Source organism: Enterococcus mediterraneensis (assembly GCF_900604485.1).
Lineage (GTDB): Bacteria > Bacillota > Bacilli > Lactobacillales > Enterococcaceae > Enterococcus_C > Enterococcus_C mediterraneensis.
Genome location: NZ_UWOP01000001.1, coordinates 1,605,018 through 1,631,538, shown reverse-complemented (window position 1 = coordinate 1,631,538; position 26,521 = coordinate 1,605,018). Strand labels below are relative to the sequence as shown.

21 protein-coding genes and 2 other annotated features are annotated in these 26,521 nt (G+C 40.2%); of the genes, 3 read left to right on the top strand and 18 right to left on the bottom strand.

Going from position 1 to position 26,521, the window contains the following annotated elements; all coding sequences use genetic code 11:
* The first annotated feature begins 118 nt into the window (after positions 1-118).
* On the top strand, positions 119-1,582 hold the full coding sequence (locus EFB00_RS07980) for a polysaccharide deacetylase family protein (protein ID WP_122646321.1): 1,464 nt from the start codon (positions 119-121) through the stop codon (positions 1,580-1,582).
* A 137-nt stretch (positions 1,583-1,719) separates the two neighbouring features.
* On the opposite strand, the gene EFB00_RS07975 is transcribed toward EFB00_RS07980, so the two are convergent.
* From EFB00_RS07975 to dhaM, 5 genes are all read right to left on the bottom strand, one after another.
* Complete coding sequence (locus tag EFB00_RS07975) at positions 1,720-3,642, bottom strand: BglG family transcription antiterminator (protein ID WP_122646320.1); 1,923 nt, start codon at positions 3,640-3,642, stop codon at positions 1,720-1,722.
* 84 nt (positions 3,643-3,726) lie between these two features.
* Complete coding sequence (locus tag EFB00_RS07970; RefSeq protein WP_122646319.1) at positions 3,727-5,667, bottom strand: PTS fructose transporter subunit IIABC; 1,941 nt, start codon at positions 5,665-5,667, stop codon at positions 3,727-3,729.
* Between the two features lie 260 nt (positions 5,668-5,927).
* Complete coding sequence (dhaL, locus tag EFB00_RS07965; protein WP_122646318.1) at positions 5,928-6,530, bottom strand: dihydroxyacetone kinase subunit DhaL; 603 nt, start codon at positions 6,528-6,530, stop codon at positions 5,928-5,930.
* A 15-nt stretch (positions 6,531-6,545) separates the two neighbouring features.
* Positions 6,546-7,529 carry a dihydroxyacetone kinase subunit DhaK gene (gene dhaK / locus EFB00_RS07960; protein WP_122646317.1) on the bottom strand — a complete coding sequence of 328 codons (984 nt, stop codon included), beginning with the start codon at positions 7,527-7,529 and terminating at the stop codon, positions 6,546-6,548.
* Positions 7,526-7,927: a dihydroxyacetone kinase phosphoryl donor subunit DhaM gene (dhaM, locus tag EFB00_RS07955; RefSeq protein WP_122646316.1), complete on the bottom strand. Its 402-nt coding sequence runs from the start codon at positions 7,925-7,927 to the stop codon at positions 7,526-7,528. The genes dhaK and dhaM overlap by 4 nt, the downstream gene beginning before the upstream one ends.
* Positions 7,928-8,576: 649 nt before the next feature.
* Here dhaM and EFB00_RS07950 point away from each other — a divergent pair.
* Positions 8,577-9,056, top strand: a complete 480-nt coding sequence (locus EFB00_RS07950; RefSeq protein ID WP_164709448.1) for a CPBP family intramembrane glutamic endopeptidase — start codon at positions 8,577-8,579, stop codon at positions 9,054-9,056.
* A 134-nt stretch (positions 9,057-9,190) separates the two neighbouring features.
* Here the strand turns inward: EFB00_RS07950 and EFB00_RS07945 are convergent, their stop codons facing one another.
* From EFB00_RS07945 to nox, 12 genes are all read right to left on the bottom strand, one after another.
* Complete coding sequence (locus EFB00_RS07945) at positions 9,191-10,387, bottom strand: class C sortase (RefSeq protein WP_241153419.1); 1,197 nt, start codon at positions 10,385-10,387, stop codon at positions 9,191-9,193.
* Between the two features lie 79 nt (positions 10,388-10,466).
* Positions 10,467-11,948 (bottom strand): pilin N-terminal domain-containing protein, encoded by a 1,482-nt coding sequence (locus tag EFB00_RS07940; protein ID WP_122646314.1) that lies wholly within the window; start codon positions 11,946-11,948, stop codon positions 10,467-10,469.
* Between the two features lie 12 nt (positions 11,949-11,960).
* On the bottom strand, positions 11,961-13,472 hold the full coding sequence (locus tag EFB00_RS07935) for a SpaH/EbpB family LPXTG-anchored major pilin (protein ID WP_122646313.1): 1,512 nt from the start codon (positions 13,470-13,472) through the stop codon (positions 11,961-11,963).
* Entirely contained in the window at positions 13,473-16,823 is a 3,351-nt protein-coding gene (locus EFB00_RS07930) for a vWA domain-containing protein (protein ID WP_122646312.1), read from the bottom strand.
* 597 nt (positions 16,824-17,420) lie between these two features.
* Positions 17,421-18,254 (bottom strand): energy-coupling factor transporter transmembrane component T family protein, encoded by an 834-nt coding sequence (locus tag EFB00_RS07925; RefSeq protein ID WP_122646311.1) that lies wholly within the window; start codon positions 18,252-18,254, stop codon positions 17,421-17,423.
* Positions 18,244-19,953: an ABC transporter ATP-binding protein gene (locus tag EFB00_RS07920; protein ID WP_164709447.1), complete on the bottom strand. Its 1,710-nt coding sequence runs from the start codon at positions 19,951-19,953 to the stop codon at positions 18,244-18,246. Before EFB00_RS07920 ends, EFB00_RS07925 begins: the two co-directional genes overlap by 11 nt.
* A gap of 13 nt (positions 19,954-19,966) precedes the next feature.
* On the bottom strand, positions 19,967-20,518 hold the full coding sequence (locus EFB00_RS07915; protein WP_122646310.1) for an ECF-type riboflavin transporter substrate-binding protein: 552 nt from the start codon (positions 20,516-20,518) through the stop codon (positions 19,967-19,969).
* Entirely contained in the window at positions 20,515-21,363 is an 849-nt protein-coding gene (locus tag EFB00_RS07910) for an SAM hydrolase/SAM-dependent halogenase family protein (RefSeq protein ID WP_122646309.1), read from the bottom strand. Before EFB00_RS07910 ends, EFB00_RS07915 begins: the two co-directional genes overlap by 4 nt.
* Positions 21,364-21,410: 47 nt before the next feature.
* Positions 21,411-21,648: a binding site (T-box leader), on the bottom strand.
* Between the two features lie 209 nt (positions 21,649-21,857).
* Positions 21,858-22,217: a 50S ribosomal protein L20 gene (gene rplT, locus EFB00_RS07905; protein WP_016623661.1), complete on the bottom strand. Its 360-nt coding sequence runs from the start codon at positions 22,215-22,217 to the stop codon at positions 21,858-21,860.
* A 73-nt stretch (positions 22,218-22,290) separates the two neighbouring features.
* Positions 22,291-22,491: a 50S ribosomal protein L35 gene (rpmI, locus tag EFB00_RS07900; protein ID WP_122646308.1), complete on the bottom strand. Its 201-nt coding sequence runs from the start codon at positions 22,489-22,491 to the stop codon at positions 22,291-22,293.
* 105 nt (positions 22,492-22,596) lie between these two features.
* Positions 22,597-23,118, bottom strand: a complete 522-nt coding sequence (infC, locus tag EFB00_RS07895; protein WP_122646307.1) for a translation initiation factor IF-3 — start codon at positions 23,116-23,118, stop codon at positions 22,597-22,599.
* A 55-nt stretch (positions 23,119-23,173) separates the two neighbouring features.
* Positions 23,174-23,295: a sequence feature (ribosomal protein L20 leader region), on the bottom strand.
* Between the two features lie 124 nt (positions 23,296-23,419).
* Entirely contained in the window at positions 23,420-24,751 is a 1,332-nt protein-coding gene (gene nox, locus EFB00_RS07890) for a H2O-forming NADH oxidase (RefSeq protein WP_122646306.1), read from the bottom strand.
* A 265-nt stretch (positions 24,752-25,016) separates the two neighbouring features.
* Between nox and EFB00_RS07885 the strand changes: the two genes are divergently transcribed.
* The gene (locus tag EFB00_RS07885; protein ID WP_122646305.1) at positions 25,017-25,646 is read left to right on the top strand and encodes a pentapeptide repeat-containing protein; all 630 of its coding nucleotides are present in this window, start codon (positions 25,017-25,019) and stop codon (positions 25,644-25,646) included.
* Positions 25,647-25,781: 135 nt separating this feature from the next.
* On the opposite strand, the gene EFB00_RS07880 is transcribed toward EFB00_RS07885, so the two are convergent.
* Positions 25,782-26,441, bottom strand: coding sequence for a deoxynucleoside kinase (locus tag EFB00_RS07880; protein WP_122646304.1), 660 nt, complete (start codon positions 26,439-26,441; stop codon positions 25,782-25,784).
* Positions 26,442-26,521 lie beyond the last annotated feature (80 nt).

Genomic DNA, 26,521 nt, shown 5'->3' with positions numbered 1-26,521 from the left:
CGGTCGTTATCAATTTCCATAATACCTAAACGAGGTATACAGCAAAATAAATGATAGAAAGTTATAAAAAGGAAACATATGACAATATTTACTGCATTAACGGAGGTTAGTTGGTTTCATGAATAATGAACAATATACAACGCGTACTCAACGCCATAATGAACAACAAGGTAAGCAAAAAAATCAAAAAAATTTATTTCTCTTATTTAGAGTTCTGTTTGTACTTTTGGTAATCAGCGGCGGCTACTTGATTTTTTCAATAAAACATCAAGAGACTTTAGCTAAAGAACGTTTTTCAGCTGATACTAAAAAACTATTGTCTAAGATCCAAGAAGACCACGAACAAAAAGGATTAACCGAAAAAAAATCTGTTACCGGAAATGATAACTTGAAAGTCGTCGTCTACACCCCTCAAAAAAATCAAGTGCCCATCAAAGATATAAATAACCTGCTCCATAACGTTACTGAGAAAAACAAAAAACAGGTGAAGAAAGATGAAATGGCGGTACTTGTCAGTCAAGTCAGCACACAAAGCTTAACAGCTGAATTAGACACGTATCAAGTCATCTCTGATCACTATAAATGGAATACAGAAAAACAAACATTCGTAAAGAAAAAAAGAATGAAAGCAGCGCCTATCTATATCTCCCACGAAACTGGCAAACCAGTAACAGTCAAAGACATCATTTCCTCTGAGGCGGAATTATTGGGCGTCCAACAGGTGATCCAACAAAAGATTTTACATGAAGCAAAAGACAAAGAAGCCATGATCGACAAAGTCCTAACAATGCCAAGGATCAGTTTTGATAGTAAGATATCTTACTCGCCAGAGCATTTGACGATCGAACTTCCTAAAAACGATACCGGTGTTTCAAAAATCGCATTGGATTATCAAGATATCACAGCAGATATCAATACTGCACTGGTAGATCCTGCCGCTTTAAAAGATGCCCCCTCGCCATTAGCGAAAGGGAAAAAATATATAGCGCTGACTTTTGACGATGGACCTAATCCAGCTACTACACCGCAAGTATTAGATATTCTAAAAGAAAAAAATGTGAAGGCGACTTTCTTTATGTTGGGTAAAAATGCAGCCGCCAATCCAAAGATCGTTCAGCGTGTCCATACGGAAGGACATGAGATAGCGAACCATTCTTTTACCCATCCGCAATTGACCACTTTATCTGCTACTGATGTGCAATCTGAGATCACCAAAACAGATAAAGCGATTTTCAAAGCGGCAGGTATCTTACCGCAAAATGTTCGTCCGCCTTATGGTGCCGTTGATTCAAAAGTTGCGGCTACGATCGGCAAACCGGTCATTCAATGGGATGTCGATTCTGAAGACTGGAAATCAAAAAATGCGGCACTCATGACGAATAAAGTCTTATCTGAAACATATGAAGGTTCTATCATCTTGATGCATGATATCCATCCGGAAACTGTGGCGGCTTTACCGGGGATCATCGATGGTCTACAAAAAGAAGGTTTTGAATTAGTAACAGTCGATGCTTTATTGTCCAGCAAACAAAAACCCCTTCATCAATATTTCGGTATGACAGACGAGCGAGTGATCCAGTAATTTAATATCAAGTATTCACTCAAATTAATCTTTACTGTAAAAAAAATCCTTTTGATACACGATAAACGGATAATATCCGAGTGTATCAAAAGGATTTTTTTTATGAATTTCGGCAACCAATAGCTTCCACAGATTTCCTATTCATACTTCGATAAAATCGTCATGATTTCCAATGGGTTGTTCGTTTGAAGCACGCGATCCATCTGCTCCGTATGTTTTTCAAGATAATGGATGACGGAAAACAGCTTTTTGAATTCTGGATCCTTCAAATCAGCTTTTTTGATGGCTAATAAAAGGACCAAACGAATCTGTTCCCCATGCCATTCAAGGGGTTGCTTCATCGTCGCGATAGCAATGGTTGAATTTTTTACATAGAAAGGATTCCCATGCGGAAGCGCAACAAAGGGGGCAACACGCGTACTGGAATGTCCTTCTCTTTCAAGTACAGAAGACACGAATTCAGGCTCAACATACTGATTCTCTACCAAGACACCGCCCATGAAGGTCAGGACCTCTTTAGGATCTGACAATGTTGACTGGGGAAATATCAAAAACGGATTAGTAAAACTGGATAGATCAAATGTTTTGGTCCGTTTTGCAGGAACATGCTCCAACATATACTTCGTGATGCTGGCTAAATCATTTTCCGTGATCATCGGTGAAATCTCGATCACTGGAATCTGATCATGGTGGAAAGGAACCGTCGATAAAATAAAATCCACTTCAGATTTGTTCAACAGTTCCACCCCTTGATGGTATTCCACAAGATCCATGATCTCCAATTCCGGCAACTCCCGCTGCAAACGGGCTTCCAAAAACGTCGCCATCGCCTTGGAGTATTCACTGATCAAAATCGTTTGATAACTTCTGGTTTTTTTATGCTGTTGCCGCTCCAACGCCGCTTGAAAATGGATCGTCAAGTAAGCGATCTCATCTTGGGGTACATAGAAATCCTCTTTTTCAAAATAATCCTCCAAAACCATTTGGATGACTAAAAATAATTGCGGATAAGTGCTGAAAACATTTTTCGTCAATGGATTGGAGATAGTCAGTCCATAATTCAAACGGAAATACGTAGAAGACAAATGAGAAATCAGATTCTGTTTCAGCAATCCATCATCCGCCAAAGAATGATCCAGTAATTGCTCTACTTGATGGATCAGATGCTCCGCTAACTTTTCAGCATCTTCTTGGAAGCGCATCTTTGTTTGCGAATCCGTAAACAGATTTGCGATCCGCAACGCTAAATAATTGATCTCATCCGGTGAAAATTCGATCGGATAAACAGTAGATAATCTTGCTAATACCTGACTGCTTAACTTTTGTGCTTGAGTATTGTCTACTGCTTTATTTTCGTCTTTGCTCAGCGTTACTTTTTGTCCTTGCTTCATCCGCTCCAACATAAAATAAATATGGATGTCCACGCTGGAAAGCCCCGTCGGCATCTTCATATGATTTTCGGTGAACACATCTCGCAGTGTGTGCTGGATTACTTTAAGCGTGTCTTTAGCAAAAAACTCTTTTAATGAGGTACTTTGCGGATCTTGTTTTTCCATGTTCCGTAATGTCTTCACCAATAACTGCCGCTTTTTCCCCTCTTCACCGGTAATAAAGGTTCCCAGTCTGGTTTTGGAGACGATCTGCAGTCCATTTTGTTGAAAAAATTCCTGTAATGCTTTTAATTCTTTGCGGATCACACTCCGACTCACATACAGCTTTTCGGATAATTCATCAAGACTGATCCCATCTTTTGCACTCAGCAAATGGAAAATAATCAGATCCCGCATCTGTTCTTTGTCCGGCTCAGAATTTCCAGCTTCTGTTGACAGTGATTTTAATTGTTCCTTTTCATGAGGGAGCCCTTTTAAGAAAATCCCTGTCCCTTTTTTTCGTTCAATAGTCAAAGGCAGATTGCTGTTTTTGATGTACTCTTCGATGACGTTGAGGTCATTGTGGATCGTGCGTTCTGAAACTTGCAGGTAATCAGCTAATTCTTTTGTCGTTTGGTAAGTATCAGACTCGGCTATTTTATAAATCAAAGACTTTTGACGTTGGTTCATCCCAGAAAAACTCCTTCCTGAATCAAAAAAATCGGCTACGATAACACTTATTATGTATCATCGTAGCCAATTTTTCATTCTAAATTACATTTCGCTTAATAATTGATTAATAGCCGCTTTATCAGGAGCTTTCAGCAATGCTTTGCGGAAGTCGTCGTCCATCAATTTGCGGGACAAACGTTGCAAGATCTTCAAATGCATATCCCCTTCACTGTCTTGCGGAACAGCGATCATGAAGATCAGTTGTGCTGGTTCGCCGTCTAGTGATTGCCAATCAACACCTGCTTGACTGCGGGCAAAAGCCAGTGTCGGTTTTTTCACATAAGAAGATTTTCCATGAGGAATCGCGATCCCCATCCCGATGCCTGTTGTACTTTCCGCTTCACGAGAATAGATGGCTTGTTTGAAGCCAGCAAAATCAGTGATGTTGCCAGTATTTGCCAAACGGTGCGCTAAATCATTGATGATCTCATCTTTTGTTTCTGCTGTTGTATCTAATACGATAGTGTCATTTTGGATGATGTCTGTAATAGAATCAAAAGCTTCTTTTTTGACTGGTGTTTCTACTTCCTCTACTTCTTGCAATGAAACATTGCCGGCACTTGTCGCTAAAACTGGTTCAGCGGCATTTTGCAAAGTTGGTTTCAAGAATTTCAACATCAATACTGTCACAATGATCCCGGCGATCACCGCTACAAAGAACATCGCTACATGATCAACCGCGCCTAATACTGCTACGATTGGACCACCATGCGCCACATGATCAGTCACCCCAGATAACATCGCTGTCACACTACCGGTCATCGCGCCGACAACGATACTTGGGATCACCCGCAATGGATCGGTTGAAGCAAATGGAATCGCGCCTTCTGTGATCCCGAACAAGCCCATCGCAAGAGAGGCTTTACCGGCTTCCCGTTCTGCTTTTGTGAATTTTGTTTTTAAGATCAATGAAGCAGCACCTAATGCCAATGGTGGAATACAAATCGCAACTGCGATCGGACCCATGATAGAATAGTTGCCTTCAGCGATCATTCCTGAACCAAATAAGAACGCTACCTTGTTGAAAGGTCCTCCCATATCAAAGGCGATCATCGCACCCAGTACCATCGCAAGAACTACTTCACTGCCGCCTTGCATACCTGCCAAAAATTGTGTCAATGAATTGAAAAGCAACGCTACTGGTTCACCGATCACATAGATAAAGAACAAACCTACTGCTAAAGATCCTAAGATTGGAATAACGATGATTGGCATAATAGATTGCAATGCTTTAGGAACAGGGATTTTTTTGATTCCCAATGCAATGAATCCTGCCAAGAAACCAGTGATGATCCCACCTAGAAAACCAGCGTTGGCGTCACTGCCGTACAACGCACCGTTAGCTGCCAACATCCCACCGACAAATCCTGGAACCAATCCCGGACGGTCTGCGATACTTTGAGCGATGAATGCTGATAAGATCGGTACCATCAAGCCCATTGCGATACTGCCGATGCTGTTCATGGTCGCCCAGATCGTACCTTCCGGAATCTGGATCCCTTCTGGTGTCGCTGTTCCGCCAAGTGTCAATGAGATGGCGATCAATAATCCGCCGGTCACAACGAAAGGTACCATGTAAGATACACCGTTCATCAGACTTTTATAGATTTTCTTTCCCCAGCCGTCTTCTTTTGCTTGGTCTTCTGTTGCGCTGATGCTGCCGCCTTCAAAAACCGGCGCTTGATTGTTAAGCACTTTTTGGACTAATTCTTTTGAATGATGGATCCCGTCTTGCACACCGACATTGATCAACTGCTTCCCGCCAAAACGAGATTTGTCGATATTAGTGTCTGCCGCAATGATCACACCTACCGCATCTTTGATTTCTTGAGCGGTCAGTTCGTTTTCGATCCCGATCGATCCATGTGTTTCTACTTTTACTTCTACGCCTAATTCTTTTCCGGCTTTTTCTAAGTTCTCTGCAGCCATATATGTATGAGCGATTCCTACCGGACAAGAAGTGATTGCTACGATTTTTTTCATATGTTCTCCGCCTTTCTTTTTTCTACACCCATAGTATATAAAAGCGTTCTCTTTTCATTAAGTCCAAATTAGTTCCGGAATAACGGAAATAATGAAATTAATCACAAAGTGTAGTTGAAAAACGGCTCAGTCTAAAAACGCGACTCCTAATTACGATAAAAAAGCGATTTGATAATGGTCGGGAAATTTTTTACATCTTCCTATCATTATCAAATCGCAATATTATGATAAACTATTGATTTTTTGCAAACGATACAGCATTAATTTTTAAATGTTTCTACCAAAGTCGTAAACAAGATCGCACTGGATGCCGCTCCCGGATCAATATGACCGATCGACCGTCCACCTAGATAAGATGCTCGTCCTTTTTTCGCCTGCAGATCCTTGGTTGCTTCTTTTGCTTGCTGGATCGATCCTTCATCCAGTTTTTCTTCTTCCAACGCTTTGACTGCTGGTATCCAGACGTCCACCATAGTCTTATCACCGGCAACCGCTTTACCGCGTGCCTGGATTCCTTGTAATCCTTGGGCAAAAATTTCTCCCAGTTTTTTTTCATCGGTGATTTCATCCAGATCCTTGGTTGCTTTAGTCATGTTCATGAATGCCGAACCGTATAACGGACCGGACGCACCGCCGACTTTTGAGATCAGTATCATGGATAATTGTTTAAAAGTATCGCTGATCGTTGCGGGACGTTCTTTTTCGACAGCTTGTCGATATTCATTCATACCGCGAGCCATATTGTTGCCGTGATCCCCGTCGCCGATCGGTGTATCCAAATCACTCAGATATTCTTTGTTTTTCAGGATCTCTTCAGCGAAGCGATCCAACCATGCTTGAATCTCAGTTACTGTTAGTTTCATTTTGATTATCCTCTCTTACCACGAAATCGTTGTTACATCGCTCTTCAATGATTCCAGCCGCCCTTCATCTGCCAAATCGATGAATGTAGCGGATAAGCCTTGCATATCGATAGACGTCATGTAATTGCCGACTTTGTGGAATACTACTTCGATATTTTTTTCTGCTAAAAGATCTAAAATATCATTCATAAAGACGAATTGTTCCATTAACGGTGTACCGCCCATGCCATTCACCAAGACGCCGATCGTTTTTAATGAATCCGGATATTGCGCCAGGAGCTTGCCCACCATTTCTTTCGCCAATAATTTGGAAGGCTGCAGTTTTTCCCGACGATAGCCGGGTTCACCATGGATCCCTACGCCAAATTCGATTTCATCTTCCGGCAATTCAAAGCCAGGTTTGCCAACTTCCGGCACAGTCGCGGCTTTCAGCGCCACACCGATCGTCTTGATATCTTTTACTAAAGCTTCACCTAATTCCTTCAACTCTGACAAAGAGGCGCCTTTGCGGGCTTCTGCCCCTAGGATCTTATGCACCAAAACAGTACCGGCAACCCCGCGTTTTCCTGCGGTATACGTACTGTCTTCTACCGCGATATCATCATCCACCACTACGATCTCTACCGGGATGTCTTCCATCTCAGACATATCTTTTGCCATCTCAAAATTCAAAATATCGCCGGTATAATTTTTCACGATCAATAATACACCTTTTCCTTGATCCACCTCTTTGATAGCCGTTTGGATCTGATCCGGCGTGGGTGAAGTAAAGACGTCGCCTAATACTGCGGCACTCAGCATACCGTCGCCGACAAAACCGGCATGAGAAGGTTCATGACCGCTGCCGCCGCCAGATACGAGTGCGACTTGAGCTTCCTTGCTGTTTTTAGCAATGACTCGCGAATCAGCCACCCGATGAACAAGTTCGGGATAGCTTCTCACGATCCCTTTCAGCATTTCTTCAACAACGTTGCCAGGTTCATTGATAATTTTTTTCATCGATTATCCCATCCTTTTCTGCCAGCATTTTTGGCTTCTTGTAAAATTTGATCTAAATCATCGCTCACCCCGGCTGTGATCGCCGCCGCAAAAGCACCTTCCACTAAAGGCGCATCTACCAGATGGTAACGGGCCTGTTGCGCTTCATCCAGCATATCAAAAGCCAGCTCGGCATTTAAAACCGCGCTCCCCAGATCCGCAAAAACCAAACATTCGGCATCCGGCGAATCATTGAACGCTTCGATGATCTTCATAGAGTCTGATCCCAACTCACCTTCCGCAGTACCTCCTAATGAAAAAATCTGGACTGATTCTGATTTTTGCATCTGTTCAATCATTTCTTTGATACCGTCAGTGATTTTGATACTGTGTGAAACTAATAGAATGCTTTTCTTCATTATTTCCACTCCTCATGATCTTTACTAGAGACGTCCTTTCCCAACTAGGGAAAGCGATTACAAATATAAAAACTCTAAAAATCATTTTACTAATATTATAAATCTTTCGTGACAGACAAAATTTTTCCGCGATCGATGTGTTTTTTTATATGCTACAATTTTATAGTAAATCAATTGGAGGATAAAATCAAAGAATAGCGATAACAGAAACGGTTCTATCTCTGATCAAACCTGTTTTCTTGTTTTTCTCTGCCTATATCACGTCGAAAAACATTCAAACTAGGTTGTAAAAATAAACCCGAAAATAATCGCCCATGATGTAACAATAGATTTTTAATCCGCTTTCGACCGCTCTTGTTTTGCGATATAATCATTCAAAGCAGCTTTTTCACAACAGTAGTTTGCAGTAATAATGCAGCTGTTTTCTCCCTCAATTATTTTTGAACCCTGCTATTTTTCTATATAAACAATTTAATGCTGAAGTTTTGAAATTGGTGACCAAGCATACATAATCGTTCTTTATTGGGGAGGAATCATTATTTCTATCAAACGTTTTTTTATCTTATCTATCTGGCTGATCTTTTGGGGAATCGCACGTTTTGGTGTGATTCGTCCGCAATTTTATTTCCTATTCCGCAACGAGCAGATAGTGTTGAATGTTATCTTCATTCTTGTCATCTCGCTTCTATTCAGAAAAGAGCTCATCCATCAGTTTAAAAAGATCACCTTTTTTTCGGCTGCTGGTTATGCGGCTAGCACTGCGGTTTTTATTTTTATTTCTGTTTTATTGATGCCATCTCAAAGGTTTACTAATTACCCAATAAGTTTCTTCTTTATACTGACCGCCTTTTTTATTGCGCCGATCCATGAAGAACTGAGCTTTCGCTTTCTATTCATTGATCCAAAGTGGGTCTTGGGAGGAAAGATCTTTGTCTGTTGCATTTCTTCACTGCTTTTTTCCTATTCTCATATTCAGGGAGTTCAGGGAAGTATTTTTGCTCTTGCACAGTTATTTCTGCTGGGAATATATCTAGCGGCAATTTATATCAAATCAGAAAATATCTTTTACTGTATTTTTACCCATACGACTTATAATCTGCTGGTTTATTTGTTAGGGGTGATTTTTTAGAGGATTGGTTGTAAAAAAGGGAATGTGTCGTACGTTAATTAGCTTGGTCCTGTTAAAAAAAGCGCGTGAAATGAACGATTTTTCGTCATTTACGCGCTTTTTTTCAGAGACCTGTGGTACTTTTAAAAGTTCAACTAATTTTTGTTTTTCTGAATCAGAAGATAATTCGTTTTTAAACGTTTCAATTGATAGTTTGACGTGCGTTTCAATTTGAGTGTGAACCGCTTGTCTTTTGCTCTTCGAATACTGCTTCTCAGCACAACGTCCTCGCTCACCAATCGATAGTTCCCGCCTCTTAAATCTGGAAAATAGACCTTTCCTTCACTGTCCGAAACACATTGGAGCGGCACCTTATCCCGTGTCACAGCTTTTTTTCCATTTGCCGTACGCAAGTAAAAAAGTTTATCAGCTATCGGCTGTCCTTGTGGATCTTTTAGAACAAAATCCATTGGGTATCTTCTTTGTTTGATGATCAAAAATCGGAAATACTTGATCAAGCCAAGGATCACCAACATGATCGCCAAAATTGTACCAATCAGCCATAAAAGGTTTTTCAACTTCTTTTGTCCGTCGACATGGTGGATCTGCTTTTGCGCGGCTTTTTCAGTATAAGGTATACGATGTCCTGTCACCAATAAACGATGTGAATTGATCATATACGGTGTACACGTCAGTAATGTCACTAAGTCTTTTCCTGGCTGTATCCGCAACGGTTCGGTATTTGTCGGTTCAATGACTTGTTTATCGCTTACTTGATAAGCCAAAATTTTGCCATTGATCTCAATAAAAAACTCATCCCCATTTTCTAATTCAGGCAGGTCAGTAAATAACTTTGCTTCCGGCAGTCCACGATGCCCGGATAGAACCGCATGCGTACTTTCTCCGCCTGTCGGATAGGAACTCCCTTCCAGCAAAGATGTTCCCTTTTGTAAAAAGATATCGGTAGTCTGATCAAAAATCGGCAGATCAACAGAAATTTTCGGGATCACAAGTGTACCGATAATATGTTTTTCAAAAAAAGTATCGCTTTTAAGAGAATCTACTTGAGAGGCATCCACCGCTTCATTGAAAGCGGATATCCCCGGCAGACTGTCTTTTTTCGCCAGCTCTTGATTTTTTTTGTTCATTTCCGCTTGTCTTTTTTTCTGCTGCTGCTCATTTTCTTTCGCGGCTTCTTTTTGATAGTTGGCGATCAACCGCTGCGCCAAGTAATCGTTCAGCGAATCTTGTAAGAAAGGATACGCTAAAACACCGATTCCCAGCATCAAGACTAGTATCATGATCAAGTCAAAAAATCTGATTCTTTTTTTGCCGCGCCTTGGTTTTTTCATTTTTTTTATCTCCTTTTTATGTAAAAACAAAGGAAGCAAATGCTGCTCCCTTTGCTTTAACTAAATCTTACGAACTAAATCAAGCTTCTGTTTCTTGACGACGTTTCATAAAGTAGAACGCTCCACCAACGATCAATGCCGCACCGACCGCAACGAATGCCACGATTCCAGCACCACCAGTTGAAGGCAAGATTCCTTTTGGTTGGTTTTCGATCACATCATCCTTTTCAGCTGCAGCTGATTTATCCGTCACTGTAAATTCGAAATCAGAATCCGGTAAAACATAACCGGTTGGTGCTACTGTTTCATGTAAATAGTAAGTACCATATTTTAATCCGGTAATATCAAATTCACCGGTTGAGCCAGAAGTTAATGTAACGATATCCCAACCATCTGTATCCGTTAGTTCTGATTTCCAGGCATATTTGTATTCATCACCTGTAGTGGCTTTTTTCTCATAAAGATAATCTTTACTTCCTGATTCTTTTGCAATGTTGAATTCGGCACCAGTAAGACCTTTAGCTGTATTCAAGTCTTGTTTTACAAAATGATAGTCACCATAGTTTTGGATATTTTCAACAGTGATTGTATTTGCTACAAGGGTATTTTCTCGGTTATTCACATTTTTAGGGTTCCCTAGGTCTGCTTCGTCAGTATCATTATATAACCCTTCTGCTGTTGCCAGTTTCCCATCTTTGACTGTGAATGCTGTTTCTTTTTGACTAGCAGATAGTTGATAGCCTTTTGGTGCTTCTGTTTCAATCAATGTATAATCACCATCTAACAAACCTGAAACAGTAAGTTCACCATTCTTATCAGTCGTAAACGTTTTAGCATCTTTCTCGGATCCATAAGTTGCTACACCAGTGTTACCATTATTGCCAGTTACAAATTGATCATCTTTTTTTATCTTGAAGCTAGCTATAAGACCATCGGCGCCTTCAAAGTTGCCGACTTTTTTAATTGTGATACTGCTTTTTTTAATGACGTTTTTTGGATATAGGTGGATGTCTGTGTTTATTTCTGTTTGTGAGTTTACTTTATATACTGGTAAAGCTAATACCATATTTGAAGCACCTTCAACACCCGGTTCTGATTTTTCTACAAAAAGATAAACAGCATCTTTGTTACCACTCTTCGCATCAAGTTCAAAGGTTACTTGTCCATTTTCAGTAGGTTTCCCCTCTGTATTTAGATTAACAAACTCGGATACACCAAATTCTTCCACATAATCAGTTACAGCAGTGGCTGCAGCAGCTGCTGCAGTATCACCATTAGTTGGATTGAAATCTGCCCAATATTTATCAGTCACATCGTATACATCAAACACGATGCCATTTAAAGGATCACCTTCAAAATCCATCACTTCCCCAGTATTAGGAGTAGTTTCAGGTTTTGTTTCATATTTATATTTGTGCAGTGTTACGTTAACCGTTTCACCTGTATCCGTATTTGCTTCTTCTGCTGATGCTGTCACGCTTCCTAAGCCGACAAAGAACGGCAAAAGCATTACCAACGTACCTAATATTGCCCAAAGTTTCCCTCGTGTTTTACTTTTCATTTTCATTTCCTCCTATTTTTTGTCTAAATGACGATTCTTTTTGAACAAGAAGAATATTCCTACCGCAAGGATAAGAAGAATCCCCAGAACTCGTAATGAACTTGAAACTGCTTCACTGGTTTTCGGCAAACGTTTGCCGGATTTTTTCGGTTTATCAGGAGTATTGCTTTTCTTTGGCGGATTCGCTTTTTGTTCATTAATGACTTTCAGCGGCACGCCAGCTTCTCCCAGATTCCCTTCAACGACTTCAAAAGGAACTGATGACTTGCTCAACACATAACCTTTAGGTGCTTTGACTTCTTGCAATTGGTAGGTGCCAAACGCAAGTCCGTCGATCATAAACTCGCCTTGTTCATTTGATGTCAGTACATACAGCTGATCTTTTTGGCTTGCGAGATCACCTGTGACAGCCACCCATTCATTGACGCCGTCTTTCCGCTGCAAATATTTTCCATCCGCGTTTTTCACGACAAATTCTGCACCAGCTAAGACCTTTCCTGAGTCTTTGCGATCTACTTTGACAAACCGTTTCCCGCCGGTTTTGACTCTTGTTTTATAGTGGACCTCTTGATGCGTTCCTGGAATGACATACGCTTCATTGACGACACTCTCACCAACAACTTCTCCTCTTAAAACCATTTCATAGGTGACTTGAAGCTTTTGTCCCAGATGCGCCTGCAGTGTTGCCGGCGCTAAATGCAACGCAAATCCGTGTTCAGCAGGCTCAAGTTCAAAGCCTGTCGATAAAACAGTACCATTTACAGTGATCTTCACACTGCTTTTATCTAACCAAAGGGCATCTTCCGCTTCATCATTGATAGTGTAATCTTCATAATTCCATCCATCTGCCGGTATTTGGGTGTTGATTTGGAAAGAAATATGATCCCCAAGTTCGAAGTCTTCATGGTCTTCCTTTATCACCTTTTCAAAAGGCGGATTTTCATAGAGTACTTCTTCGTTTTTCGGATAAAGTGCCAATGTATCAAGTTGGTTTTCCTCTTCATCATATATCGGCAAAACCACTACCAGCGGCGCGGCTTTTTCTTTGACATATTCTGACGGAGCAGCGGTTTCAACGAAGCGATAAACAGCATCCCGACCCTGCTTGTCTTTTTTAGGCAAAGTGAAGACTGCTGCGCCGTCTTCTTCATTCAACGTTTGGGTCACTTGTTCAGCAACGTAAGTCCCGCTTTTTGAAGCAGCCAACGATTTTTGAGCTTGTTCTGCTGTTTTTCCATCTTTTCGCAATTGATAATAGTCGTCGGAAATATCATAGACTTCGAAGGTCACACCATTCAGTCCTCGATAGTCTTTCAACATTTCTTGGCTTTCAGCAAACGGATTGGTTTTCCCATCATTTGGTGTTTCATCGGGAACCTGACCATTTTTAAAGAGCAGTTTGTGCAACGTGATCGTGACTTCATCAGACGTTTCAGCCTTCGCTTCCACAGCTTTGAAGCTGAACAGCAGCGGCAATACCAACATCAGCGCAGCCAGATAGAAAAATAGATTTCTCTTTTTCATCTAAGCCACCTCCTTACGTCGGTTGGACACATAATAGATCGTAAATCCTGCCGTCAAAATCATCCCAAGTCCCGCAAGGATAAATTGCATCCGACCAGATCCTCCGGTAGCAGGAAGCGGTGTTTTAGCTTGGTTTTCGATTTTAAAGCGCACTGTTAGAGGATTTCCATCTCCATCATCTACTTGTTCAAATGTCTCGCCTTTATCACCTGTCGCAGTCCAGATATGTTTTGTATGATCGTAGGTAATTGTTAATTTTGTTTCTAGTGGTCTGTACCCTTCTTTAGGGGAAGTTTCTTCTAACGTGTAAGTTTTAGACCAATCTAAACCTTCAAAAGATACTAAACCATCAGCATCCGTTGTTTTAGGTGTTTCAGGTGTTTCGGATAATGAAAACCCAACTCCAGCAAGCGGCTTTTTAGTATTAGAGTCGACTTTTACAACGCTGATTTCTGCTGGTTTACGGGAGTTTTCAATCTTTCCTCCCTTAGCTGAATAAGACAGGAGATGATTCGTATCGTCCTTTTGCAAGTCATTTCCAGCCAATTTTGCACCATCGGCTGTTATTACTAATTTTTTCTCTTCAGTGGACTGAGCATAGTCGTCAGGAGCTTGGATCTCTGTCACAGTATAAGTTTGACCAATGTGAAGTTTTTCCCCTTTAAAAAGAAATTCTCCATCATTAAGAAGTTCTCCATCATTATTTGAAGTCGATGTAATAGCTTTTTCTAAATCTCCTCCACTGATTTCAAATTTTGCTCCAGATAAAGGTCTTCCTTCTGCATCTGTTTTTTGCAGTTTCAAATCATATCCTATACGCTCGTTACGGAATAGATTATTTCCATCTTGCAAAATCAATCCACTATCGCTTGTCTCATAAGAAACATCGTTATCTTTAATAGAAAACTTATAATTATTGTCTACCGTCAGTTCCGCTGTAACTTTTTGGTAGTCTTCTGGTGCTTTCGTTTCTACTAATTCATAATCTCCCGGATCAAGAAGTCCATGGTAGCTATCCCCAACAAACTTCCCATTTATTACAAATTTTGATGTGTCGGAACTGTCAGATTTGACCGGAAATTCTTTGCCTGAGCCATCCACTAGTTTAAATTCTGCACCTGCCAGTGGTTTTCCCGCCATATCGACTTTTTGAAACTTGAATTTATGAGCTCTCACAGACGGTACAGCAAAGTATTTTTTCGAACCATCTCCATCTGTTAGATATGTGTCTTTATTTGCAGGATAAAACTGACCATTTTGATATTCTTCCTTCAATTGCACTTGATAGGTTACCCGCAATCCTTCTCGGTTTCCCTTCTCGTCTCCACCCAGAGTAATATTAGAAAGATTAACAGAATTATTGTTGGTGTCCGCTTCTACATTTGCTGGAGATCTATCAAGAACTGAGATAGTTTTTTCAGGTGAAACATTTATTTTGCTTATTTTTACTGAATCACTTTTTAATGTCACTTGATCACTCATAGGATCTGTCAGCGTAGCATTTGAGATGGAACTAGAAAAACTTGTTTGAATAGCATTTAGCGCCTTTACTAAAGAGTTTGCATCAGTTGATTCAGCATAACCATCAGTACCCACAGTTTCCATGAATCCGTTATGTCCAGCAAAAAAAGAAATAGAAAAATTCATGAATTTTGAAAATCTTCCATCGTTTTGGAGATTATTGACATATTCAGTCGTATGTTCTGTAGAAGCAGCTATACTTCCTGAAGTACCATCTCCAGCATAAAAACTACTATTTTTCCCATTACTAAAATTATTTTTGCCAAAAGTGAGGGAAAGATTCTCATGATAACTGGTTTGAGTAGGATAGAAAGTTACATCTCCATCACTTAAAAAAATCATTACTTTTTTTGCATCTGATCTAGCGCCAAACGTAGCGTCATACAATACACGATAAGCACTCTCTATCCCCAAGAATGAAGGGGTGCCGGAATCTCCAGGCGGGGTCGTCGTGTATATTGATGAATTTAATAATGTGTTGCTGTCTTTGGTGTATGCATTACCATCAAAATTACTTATATCTGTAAAAAGCGCAGTATTACCTTTGCTACCAAAAGACGTCAAAGCCATTTGAATATCTGCTCCGCTTCCTAACAAATTAGGAATAAAACTATCGAGAGCAGTATGGAGTTCGTTCCATCTTGTTTCCCAACTCCACCAATTAATCTGATTATTCATCGACGATGACTTATCCAAAACAAAAACAACGTCATATTTGATTTTTTCATCTTTTTTGATCACATCACCGATCATGTCCAGCTGTACATCAAATGTAGCTGGGTCATTGGTAGGTGATACGGTTTTTTTCAATAAAACATCACCATAATCATGGTAACCATTGACAAGATTGCCTGTCCCATTATTCAAATACGCAGTAGATGGTTCTTGTGTACTCGAATCAAATAGATAGTTTTTCACATTGTTCATTTCAGAGGAAGTTGTTCCCGAAATGTATTTTTGTCCAAATTCTGAACTGTCTTTAAAAGGAGAGTCTGATAGACCCATTCCATCGGAAATTTCTCCTAAGGCAGTCGTTGGTGCTGCCATCTGTGGTGCTTGAGAGATGGTTGCTGCCTCTTGTTCAAAAGTGCTATCCGTCTCATTTTGTTTTTCAGTTTGTTGTTCAGCTCCAGCTTCTGCCTGAATTTGTTTTTCAGTTTCTTGTGCAGGCTCAGCTTCCGCCGCCTGACTTGGTTCAACGGTTTCACTGGCTGCTGTTGTTTCGAAAGCCAGCGGATGTGGCCCACTTTCTGTATCAGATAGCAATTTTGTCATTGTTGCAGGTATTGCTGTATTTGTGGTATTTTTGGTATTTGTTTTTTTTGCCTGTTTTAAAGACTTTGATGAGGCAGCTTGCGTCTCTGAAGCAAGTTCTTCCACCTGTAAAGAGATGTTTACTAATTTTGCCTCCTCAATAGTCGTAGAAAATTGTATCTGCTTCTCAGTACTCTCAGTTGAAAATTCTTTTTCAACTAACCACCCTTGAGCCTCACCCATTACTGGATCAAATTGCGCTTCTTGGTTTAGGTCAGTAACGGTAAGTGGTCTTTCTCCTATTGTTACCTTAAACAATATTTTTCGACCTTGTTCACTGGCCGCTTTAACCAAATCGAGCGTCCACTGAACATTTTCCCCTTGTATCTCGTGACGTGCCGTCGCCTTAAGAACCTTCTCTTTTTCCAGTATCAGCTGTTCGTCATTTGTCGTAGCTGTTACTACTCGAGGAAAACTTGTTGCTAAGAACTGTAGATAAGGCAACACTAATCCAATTAAGACAAAGAGGATCAAAAAACGTTTTCTTTGACTTCTTCGTCTTCTTTCTTTTCTCACGTACCAACACTCCTTCCTTTACCCTTTTTTCAGCGGTCAATCACCCGCTGTATTCACAATTGCAATATATTTTATAAAAAATCCCCCAACACAACGAATATATATGCAATCATTTATAAAATATACAAGTGAAATAAAAGCGCTGTTATTTCACTTGTATATCCCACATTATAGCCCTTTTAACGCAACAAATAAAGTACCTTTTCGAAATAGCGAATTGAATATTATATTATTTTATACCTTAAAAACTCTTTGTTTATAAATATTTATTCATTTTAAAATATTATTTTTTTATATAATGACTATAAAACGGATGCTATAGAGAGGTTTTTCTAAATCAATTTTGTTATTCCCCCCTTTTGCTAACACGACAGCATCGTTTTTTTATAATAACTGTATTCGTTTAATGTTTTTTCTATATGATTGAACTTTTATCTATCTCTAAGACGATTAGCAAATCATCGATTCCTTACAGGTTCTTGTCAGTACTATTTTTTCAACCTTTCCTTCGTCAAGTTATGCTTCGTTTCATCATTTTGCCAAATCACTAAAAAAAGCATACATCCGTCTCGGTAAACAGATGTATGCCTATTGAAATTATTGAAAAGGATTATAGAAACGTCCTTGATTGAGAAACAGCAGGGAGCATCCGATAACTGTGATTGCCACTACGATCAAAATCGCCATTTTATCTTGGATACTCAATGGTCTGCTCATATACCAGCTGCGTTTGCTTTTCTTACCAAAACGTCGTAATTCCATTGCTGAAGAGATCGTATCGATTCGTTCAAGGCTGGAAAAAATCAACGGCAGCGCAATAGCTAAATTGCCGCTGATCCGTTTCAACAGCGGTGCTTTTTTTGAGATTTCATTTCCTCTAGCTTGTTGCGCTTTAGATATCGTTCGGAAATCTTCTTGGATATCAGGAATATAACGCAAAGCTAAGGCAAACGCATAAGCGATCTTATAGGAAAGACCGATACGGTTCAAGCTGGCCGCCAATTCGCTGGGATTCGTAGTCATTAGAAAAATCAAGCCAGGCGGGATCGTGACAAAATACTTGATCAACAAATTCAACTCATAAAACAGCTGCTCTTGAGTCAACGTGAAACGTCCCCAGCCTTCAATGATCACATGACGAGTCCCATAGATCTCCACCCCGTATTCCGGAGCAAACACATAAACCGCCAACAGATTCAATATGGAAAAAACCGCGATAAACTTCACGACAAAAGCGATCTCGCGATAGCGGATTTTTGCCAGACGAAAAATAATGAATGAAAAAAACGCCAAACTTAGCAGAAAACGCGTATCATAAGACACCATACCAATAACAGAGATCAGAAGAAAACAGATAAGCTTAGCCAATCCGCTAAGTTCATGGATGGGTGTTTCTTTTTGGCTATAACCCAACAAGCGATTATTCTCCATTTGTCTTCTCCTGCCTTTCCTTTTTAATGAAGGAATCTACAAAGGCGGCCGCATCTGGCACATGATTATTACGAGCTAAGTTAAAGAGACTGGTAGCCCGCAAACTTGCGGCTTTTGTCAACTCTTGCGAGGAAAGGGCTTCTGCCGGCGACAAATCAGCAATCAAGCGACCCTCTTTTAAAATCAATGTTCGCGTAGTATATTCCAACATCAAATGCATGTCATGAGTGATCATCAAAATCGTGATTCCATGCCGATTCAGTTCTTGTAGAAAATCCATCATTTCACTGTAATGGCGATAATCCTGACCGGCAGTCGGTTCATCTAAAATCAGCATCTCCGGCTCTAAGACAAGGATTGATGCGATAGCGACGCGACGCTTCTGCCCATGGCTTAAAGCAGAAAGAGGCCAGTTCCGAAAAGGATATAATCCGCAGATTTTCAAAGTACGATCGATTTTTTCAGCGATCTCTTCTTCTGAAAACTGACGATTGCGCAACCCCAAAGCAATTTCATCATACAACTGATTTTTCGACAGCATCTGGTTGCTGTTTTGTAAAACATACCCAATCTTTTCCGCCCGTTTCTTGATAGAGTCTCCCAGGATACTTTGACCTTTCCACAAAATATCTCCGGAATCCGGCGCATAAAAACCGGTAATCAAATTCGATAAAGTCGTTTTCCCAGCGCCATTATGTCCTACTAAACTAATCATCTCGCCTTTATATAAAGTAAGGTCACATTGATCGATGATCGATCGATTATAATGATAGCCGAAAGTTAGTTGCTTCAATTCTAATAGCGGTTCTTTTGCAGCTGTTTTTTGAACTGCCGGCTGCTTCTCAAAGGTGTTTATCAATGCGGAGTTGAATTCAGGAGATACTAAAGTTGAAACATCCGTCAGATCCGCCAAGTCAGACAAAGATACTCCGGCTTTTTTTAGAGCAGTCAGATAAAGCGGCTCACGGATCCCGTATTTCTTCAACAAGCCTTTCCGCAGCAAATCATCTGGAGGCAAGTCCGCGACGATCCGGCCCTCGTCCATCAAAATGATCCGATCTACAGGCGCCTGTAAGACTTCTTCTAATCGGTGCTCGATAATGATTGTTGTAAACGCAGTGCTTTGGTAAAGACGATCAATCAATTGGACGGAATCATAGCCCGCTTGGGGATCCAGATTCGCCAAAGGTTCATCGAACAACAGAATCGGTGTCTCATCGATCAAAACACCCGCAATTGTCACTCGCTGTTTCTGTCCTCCTGATAATTCTTGAGGTCGCTTTTCCAACTGATTCGCGATATCCGTCTGTTCTGCCCAATACTTGACTGCCTGACGCATCGTGGTTTGATCTGCCGCTTCATTTTCTAAAGAAAAAGCAATATCTTCTTTGACCGTCAGTCCGACGAATTGACTATCCGTATCTTGCAAGACCGTTCCTACTTCTAAGGACAAGTCATAGATCGATGCTTCACCGAATTGTTTGCCATTGATGACTAACGTGCCTTCAAAGCTTCCTTGGTCATTTTGCGGAATGATCCCGTTAAGACATTTCCCCAATGTTGACTTTCCCGAACCACTAGCTCCTATGATCAGGATTTTTTCCCCTTCGTAGATCGACAAATCAATATGTTTCAATGTCGGTTCAGCTTGAGCATCATATTGAAAACTAAAATTTTTGAATTCGATTATTTTCTTCATTTTTCCACATTCTTTAATCAGATTCTTTGATCAAGCTGCCCTTTTTTGTTTTCGTTTGAGCATATGCTTTCAACAAGATGATCCCAATTACCCCTGTCACGACTGCATTAGTCAGTCCCGCAACGATCCCCTGAGTAAATACTTTGCTAGGAGCTTCCGCATAAATCAAGATATCACCTACTGGCGCGATCACGACCCACGCTACTAGATTAGCGATTGTTTCTCCCACTAAGAATTTTATAATTTCTTTTTTGCCAAAAATTCCCGCATTGATAGGAATCTGTTTTGCTAACAAGCCGAAAAATACACCAATGAACCCAGATGCGATGATCCAAGACCACCAAGCACCGTATGTCGTCAAATCACCTACAGCGTGACCGATAAAGCCTGCCAGTCCAGCAACAATCGGGCCATAGATCACTCCTAATAAAGCTAAAAACGGATAAGCAGTGGCGATATCCGTGTTAGGGACACCAGTGGGTATTGTGACAAAACGTTTCAAAATGAAAAAGACGGCGGCTCCGATCCCAATGGCAACGATGTGTTTTACAGTAAATTCTCTCATGCTACTCTCTCCTTTTTAATAATGATTTTCCAACTGGTTCCTGTGCCGATCTTATATGTATCAGCAAAAGAACCTAAATTGATTCCTAATCCAACATTTAATAAAGAATTGATATACAAGACGGATTCTTTTTCCCCTACTTGGGCAAACGAACGTCCAAATATTACTCTGTCTTCATAGCGCAAGACCTCATTTTCATAGATTCTGACTAAGAAACGATCCCCATACGCCACTCCCCACTTTTTGAAAAATTCTAGTGGAATATTTGTCCATAGAGAACCAAAGCGGATATCTAAAATATCAATGGAACCAGTGATTTTATCTTCCGCTTGTTTCGGCGGAACCAAAGGAAAGCGGACTAAATCCTTCACTTCCAATTCTGAACCCAACTCTTCAAAACTTACCTTGCCGCTTGCCAACCGCGCACCATTGAACATATAGACATCCCGACCATGAAAAGTATGGCTTTCACTAGAGCCAGGTAAACGTTGAGTCGTTTCATCGATCTGACGGACCGCTTCGATTCCTGTATAAGCCGCTAAATAAGTCAATGTGCCATTATCTGGCGTGATAATATATTGCCCGCCTGATAATTTTGCCACTACGCTGCGGCGTTCCGTACCGACACCCGGATCCACTACCGATACAAAAACCGTTCCTGCCGGCCAATACATTGTGCTTTGAAACAATCGATAGCTGGCATCATGGATATTGTACGGCTCTATCTCGTGTGTCAAATTTGTGATAGTCAAATCCGGCTCTACTTGATAAGCCACACCATACATCGCATTGACTGCTCCATCTTGTAAGCCAAAATCAGTTTGTACTACTAAAAAGCCTGCCATTCTTCTTCCTCCTCTTATCCATAAAAAAATGCCCTTAGCAAAAAATTGCTAAGGGCATTGAGAATGCGTGACCACCTTTGTTCGTAAGATCCTCACGAACCTTACCTCTGCCAGTACCCAAATATTTGGAGACTGCTGCTTGTTAACGGGGCGTCCGTATTTCCCTCACGATTCAGGAAATCCGCTCAAAAGCCATTTTCAAATCAACGATCATCATCCCTTTTCACCAGACAGGACTCTCTTGGCATGATCCATTCATTCTACTTTCTTTATCATCGCGTTTCATTGATTTTCATAAAATTTATCAGAAAATTCTCAACTTGTCAACAAGTAATTTATAATAAATTCAGAATTATTTGTTTATTTTAAATGTAGAACTCAAAGCAACTTAGGTTGGAATTTTTTTAACAAGCACATACTTAAAAATATACTACTGTTTTTAGGTTAAGATACAAAAAAAGCGCTGATCAAGTTCAGCGCTTTTACATTGATATTTATTTAGCCAAAGCGTCTTTTGCTTGGTCAGCCAATGCAGTAAATGCTGCTGCATCGTTGACAGCAAGGTCAGCTAACATTTTACGGTTGATGTCGATTTCAGCTAATTTCAAGCCGTGCATCAATTTTGAGTAGCTTAAGCCATTCATACGAGCTGCTGCGTTGATACGAGCAATCCACAATTTGCGGAAGTCGCGTTTTTTCTGACGACGATCGCGGTATGCGTAGTTGTATGAATTCATTACTTGTTCTTTTGCTGTTTTAAATAAAGTGTGTTTTGAACCGTAGTAACCTTTCGCTAATTTAAGCACTTTTTTACGACGTTTGCGAGTTACTGTTCCACCTTTAACACGTGCCATGTTTAATTCCTCCTAATAAATCTCTTTGATTTGAATTTTTCTTTTGATAAAGCAATCGGCGCGGCAATCAGCCTTATTTCATGCGGGCTAATTGTTGGCGGATACGTTTGTAATCGCCCTTAGAAACCATTGATGCTTTACGCAATTGACGGCGTTGTTTTTTAGTTTTTCCGTGGAAACGGTGGCTTGTAAACGCACGAGATCGTTTCAATCCGCCTTTACCAGTGCGTTTTACGCGTTTTGCTAATCCGCGGTGAGTTTTTTGTTTTGGCATAACTAATTTCCTCCTACATTTCATTTCGCGTAGAGTCCGCCTAAAATCCAAAGCTGGACTTACATCCTCAAATTCTGCATCTAACTTTTGACTGACCGGCTGTTCTTATTTTTCGCCTTTAGGAGCTAAAACTAAGAACATGCTGCGTCCGTCCATTTTCGCTTTTTGTTCAACTGTCGCAATATCGGCAGTTTCTTCCGCTAAACGATCAAGGACTTTCTGACCAATATCTTTATGGGTAATGGCACGACCTTTGAAACGGATCGAAGCTTTCACTTTGTCACCTTTTTCCAAGAATTTACGTGCATTACGCAGTTTTGTATTGAAATCATTGATGTCGATTGTTGGACTTAAGCGAACTTCTTTGATGTTGATCACTTTTTGTTTCTTACGAGCTTCACGTTCTTTTTTCTGTTGTTCAAAACGATACTTCCCGTAATCCATGATTCGCGCAACTGGTGGTTTAGCACCTGGAGCAACCAGCACTACATCCAAATTTGCTTGTTCAGCAATTTTTAATGCTTCTGCTTTTGTTTTAACTCCTAATTGTTCGCCATTTTGATCGATCAAACGCAACTCACGTGCACGAATGCCGTCGTTTACCATCATATCCTTTGCTATGGTCATTCACCTCCAAGTTTTTTGAGAGAAAGAAAAGCCTGCATGATTCCACGAAGGAAATTTTGCAATAAAAAAACGAGTTCTTTTCAGAACCCGCACGTACTCCACCTAAAAAAGATGAATCACTATTCTGCCCAGTAATTTTCTCACTTAGGCGAGAAGCGGGTGCTTCTGCTTTCATTTCTCAACTTTCATAGTATACGATAAAAATATCTGACTGTCAAACAAAATATTCCAATCATACCATTGTTTCTTAACTGCAAAAAAACGCTGGAGAAACCTCCAGCGTCAAACAGCGTCTCAACGATTATTCCGCTGACAATGCTGCCATTGTAATATAGTTGTATGGTTGGTTGAAATGCGGCAAGAAGAAGATATCCAGTAATTTCAATTTATCGATAGTCACTTGTTCTTCGATAGCTAATGAGAACATGTGGATCACCATTGAAATGTCTTCTGTTGATGACAATTGCGCACCCACGATTCGACGTGAATCTTCTTCATATACGATTCGGATTTTCACTTTGGCGTTTTCTTTCATAAATCCTGGACGTTGCAGATCTTCGTAATCAGTATATTTGACTTTCATACCATTTTTCTCAGCAGCTTCTACAGACAGACCAGTCGAAACCATATTGAAACCAAAGATTGAGATACCGTTCGATCCTTGAACACCTTCTGATTCAACATCCGCACCGCCGATGTTATATCCTGCTACTAATCCAGAACGGACTGCATTTGTTGCTAAAGCGATATAAGTCGTTTTTTGCAATGCGTTTGAATAGATCGTTGCACAGTCTCCTACTGCATAAACGTCAGGATCACTGGTTTGTTGATGACGATCGACTAAGTATGCGCCGTTTGCAAAAAGTTCCAAATGATCTTTGCCTAATTGATTGTTCGGCAAGAAACCGATGGCGTTGATCACTAGATCCACTGGGTATTCGCCCTTATCAGTGACTACTGCTTCAACTTTATCTGTTCCTTTGTATTCTTTCGCTACTTCACCAAGATGCAGTTCGATACCGTTGTCTGCCAGGTTTTTATCCATATCGTCAGTGAACCATTTATCATAGTAGCTTGGTAATGAACGTTTTGCCATATCAAACAGCAAGACATTTTTGCCGCGGCGTTTTGCGGCTTCCGCAATTTCAACACCGATATAACCGGCACCGATCACGGCAACATTTTTTACATTTTCAGCAGCTAATTCTTTGTCCACAGATTGTCCATCTTGGAATCGTTTTAAGAAATGGATGTTGTTCAACTCACGACCAGGTACTTTAGGTGAGATTGGTACTGAACCAGTAGCTAAAACTAATTTGTCATAAGTTTCAGTAAATTTTTCACCGTCTTTACTTGCGCAGTGGATTTCTTTTTTGTCAAAATCGATATCTTCCACAACGGTTTCCATGTAAATTTTAGCGCCTTTTCCTTCGAAATCTTCTTTTTTGGTATAAAACAAGCCTTCATAAGAATCGATTTGACGGCCTACCCATAATGCAGTACCGCAACCTAAATAACTTAGATTCGTATTGCGATCGATCATAACCACTTCTTGATCGTCAAAATTATCCAATAATGTATTCGCTGCGGCGATCCCAGCGTGATTTGCGCCTACAATAACTGTTTTTGTCATAAAAAAACTCCTCCTAAACTTGATTGCGGTTTCATTTTATTGCACAAACACTCACAAATCCAACTTTATGCTTGTGAAATTAGGTTTTATTAAGAATATAAAACGCTGACATAAAAACACTTGTCGCCATCCGTTTTCATATTTTTTCAAAATCTACTAAAAAATAATTTCACATAGTCAACTTGGCTTTTCCTGTGAAAAAGTGACGATTCTCAGAGTATTTGCTATCATTGATATCAGAAAGCATGATCGGAGGAAAAATTCCTTGAAAAAAATCGAGCCCATCAAACCTGTGCTTAGTCCAGCAGAAGATTCAGATTTTTATTTGGAAGATGAGCAGCTCTTTGAAAATATCTACGCAAAAAATCTCGATTACAGCTATTTAACCTGTAAAAATTTGATCATTCGAGATGCTCAATTGGAACGGGTCACAATGCATAAAACACGCTTAGAGCGGTTCGAATGCAGCAATGTCCTCTTCAAAAATTGTGATTTTTCGAATCTAGAGTGGCTTGGTGCCAGCTTTCATCAAGTCTGGTTTGATCAATGTAAACTGATCGGAACAAATTTTGCGGAAAGTTATTTGCGAGACTGTACTTTTTCTAACTGCGTAGCTACCTTTGCGTCTTTCAGCAATACCAACTTAAAAGCTGTCAAATTCACCGACAACCAATTAGCGGACAGTGAATTTTATGAGGTCGTCTGGAAACAGCTTTTTGTAGAGAATAATGAATTGACCGGCAGCAACTGGTTCCGTACGCCTTTAAACAAGCTTGATCTGACTACAAACACCTTCACCAAAATCGCCCTTTCCCAAGAAAATCTGAAAGGTCTGATCGTCAATCAAGAACAGGCATTGACGATTGCTGCAGGTTTAGGTCTGGTGATCGAGTAATCAGTTTGATATTTTGGAACTTTTATTACAAAAAAAGGCAAAAGGATTTTGAGTTGTCCCAAAAATCAGACCGAAAAATCTAATTTTTTGAGATCAATCCATTTTCCTTTTACCTATTTAGTAAAGCTATTGATATCAAATAGCAGTCTGTAAACTGCGAGTTTCCGCGATCTTGTCATCGATCATTTTCAGCACTTCTTCTGCTGCTTGCGGGTCTTCAACAAAATTGTATTTGTCGCCGTCGATTTGGATTTTTGGACTTTCATTATAATCTTCAAACCATTGATCGTAGCGACGGTTCAATTCTTTATAGTAGTCATATAAAGATGGATCAAATTCTAATTGTTCATATTCACGTCCGCGTTTTTGGATTCGCGCCAACATCGTTTCAAAAGAAACACGGATATGCACTAACAAATCGGGATGTTTTTTATGGGCAGCGTAGGGAAGCTCCTCCAGCATATTTGACAATAATTCATCATACACACGGACTTCGGTTTCTGTTGCCCGGCCCAGATCCGCGTTTAAATGAAATAATAATGAATCTTCATAGATCGAACGATCCAATACATTGTTCTCATTGCTCAATGCTCGTTTGATCAAATCAAACCGTTTATTCAAAAAATATATTTGCAGCAAAAAGGCATATTTATTGGGATCTGCATAAAACAAAGGCAATACTTCATTATCATCTACTGATTCATAAAAAGCTTCACTTTTTAAATGATCAGATAACATTGCTGTTAAACTGGATTTTCCCGCACCTATCGTACCCGCTAAAACTATCACGCTCATAGCCCTCCAACTCACTTCATCACTAAATATTGTATTTTTTCGTTACTTATTAAGTATACACCTCAATATATAGTACCTGT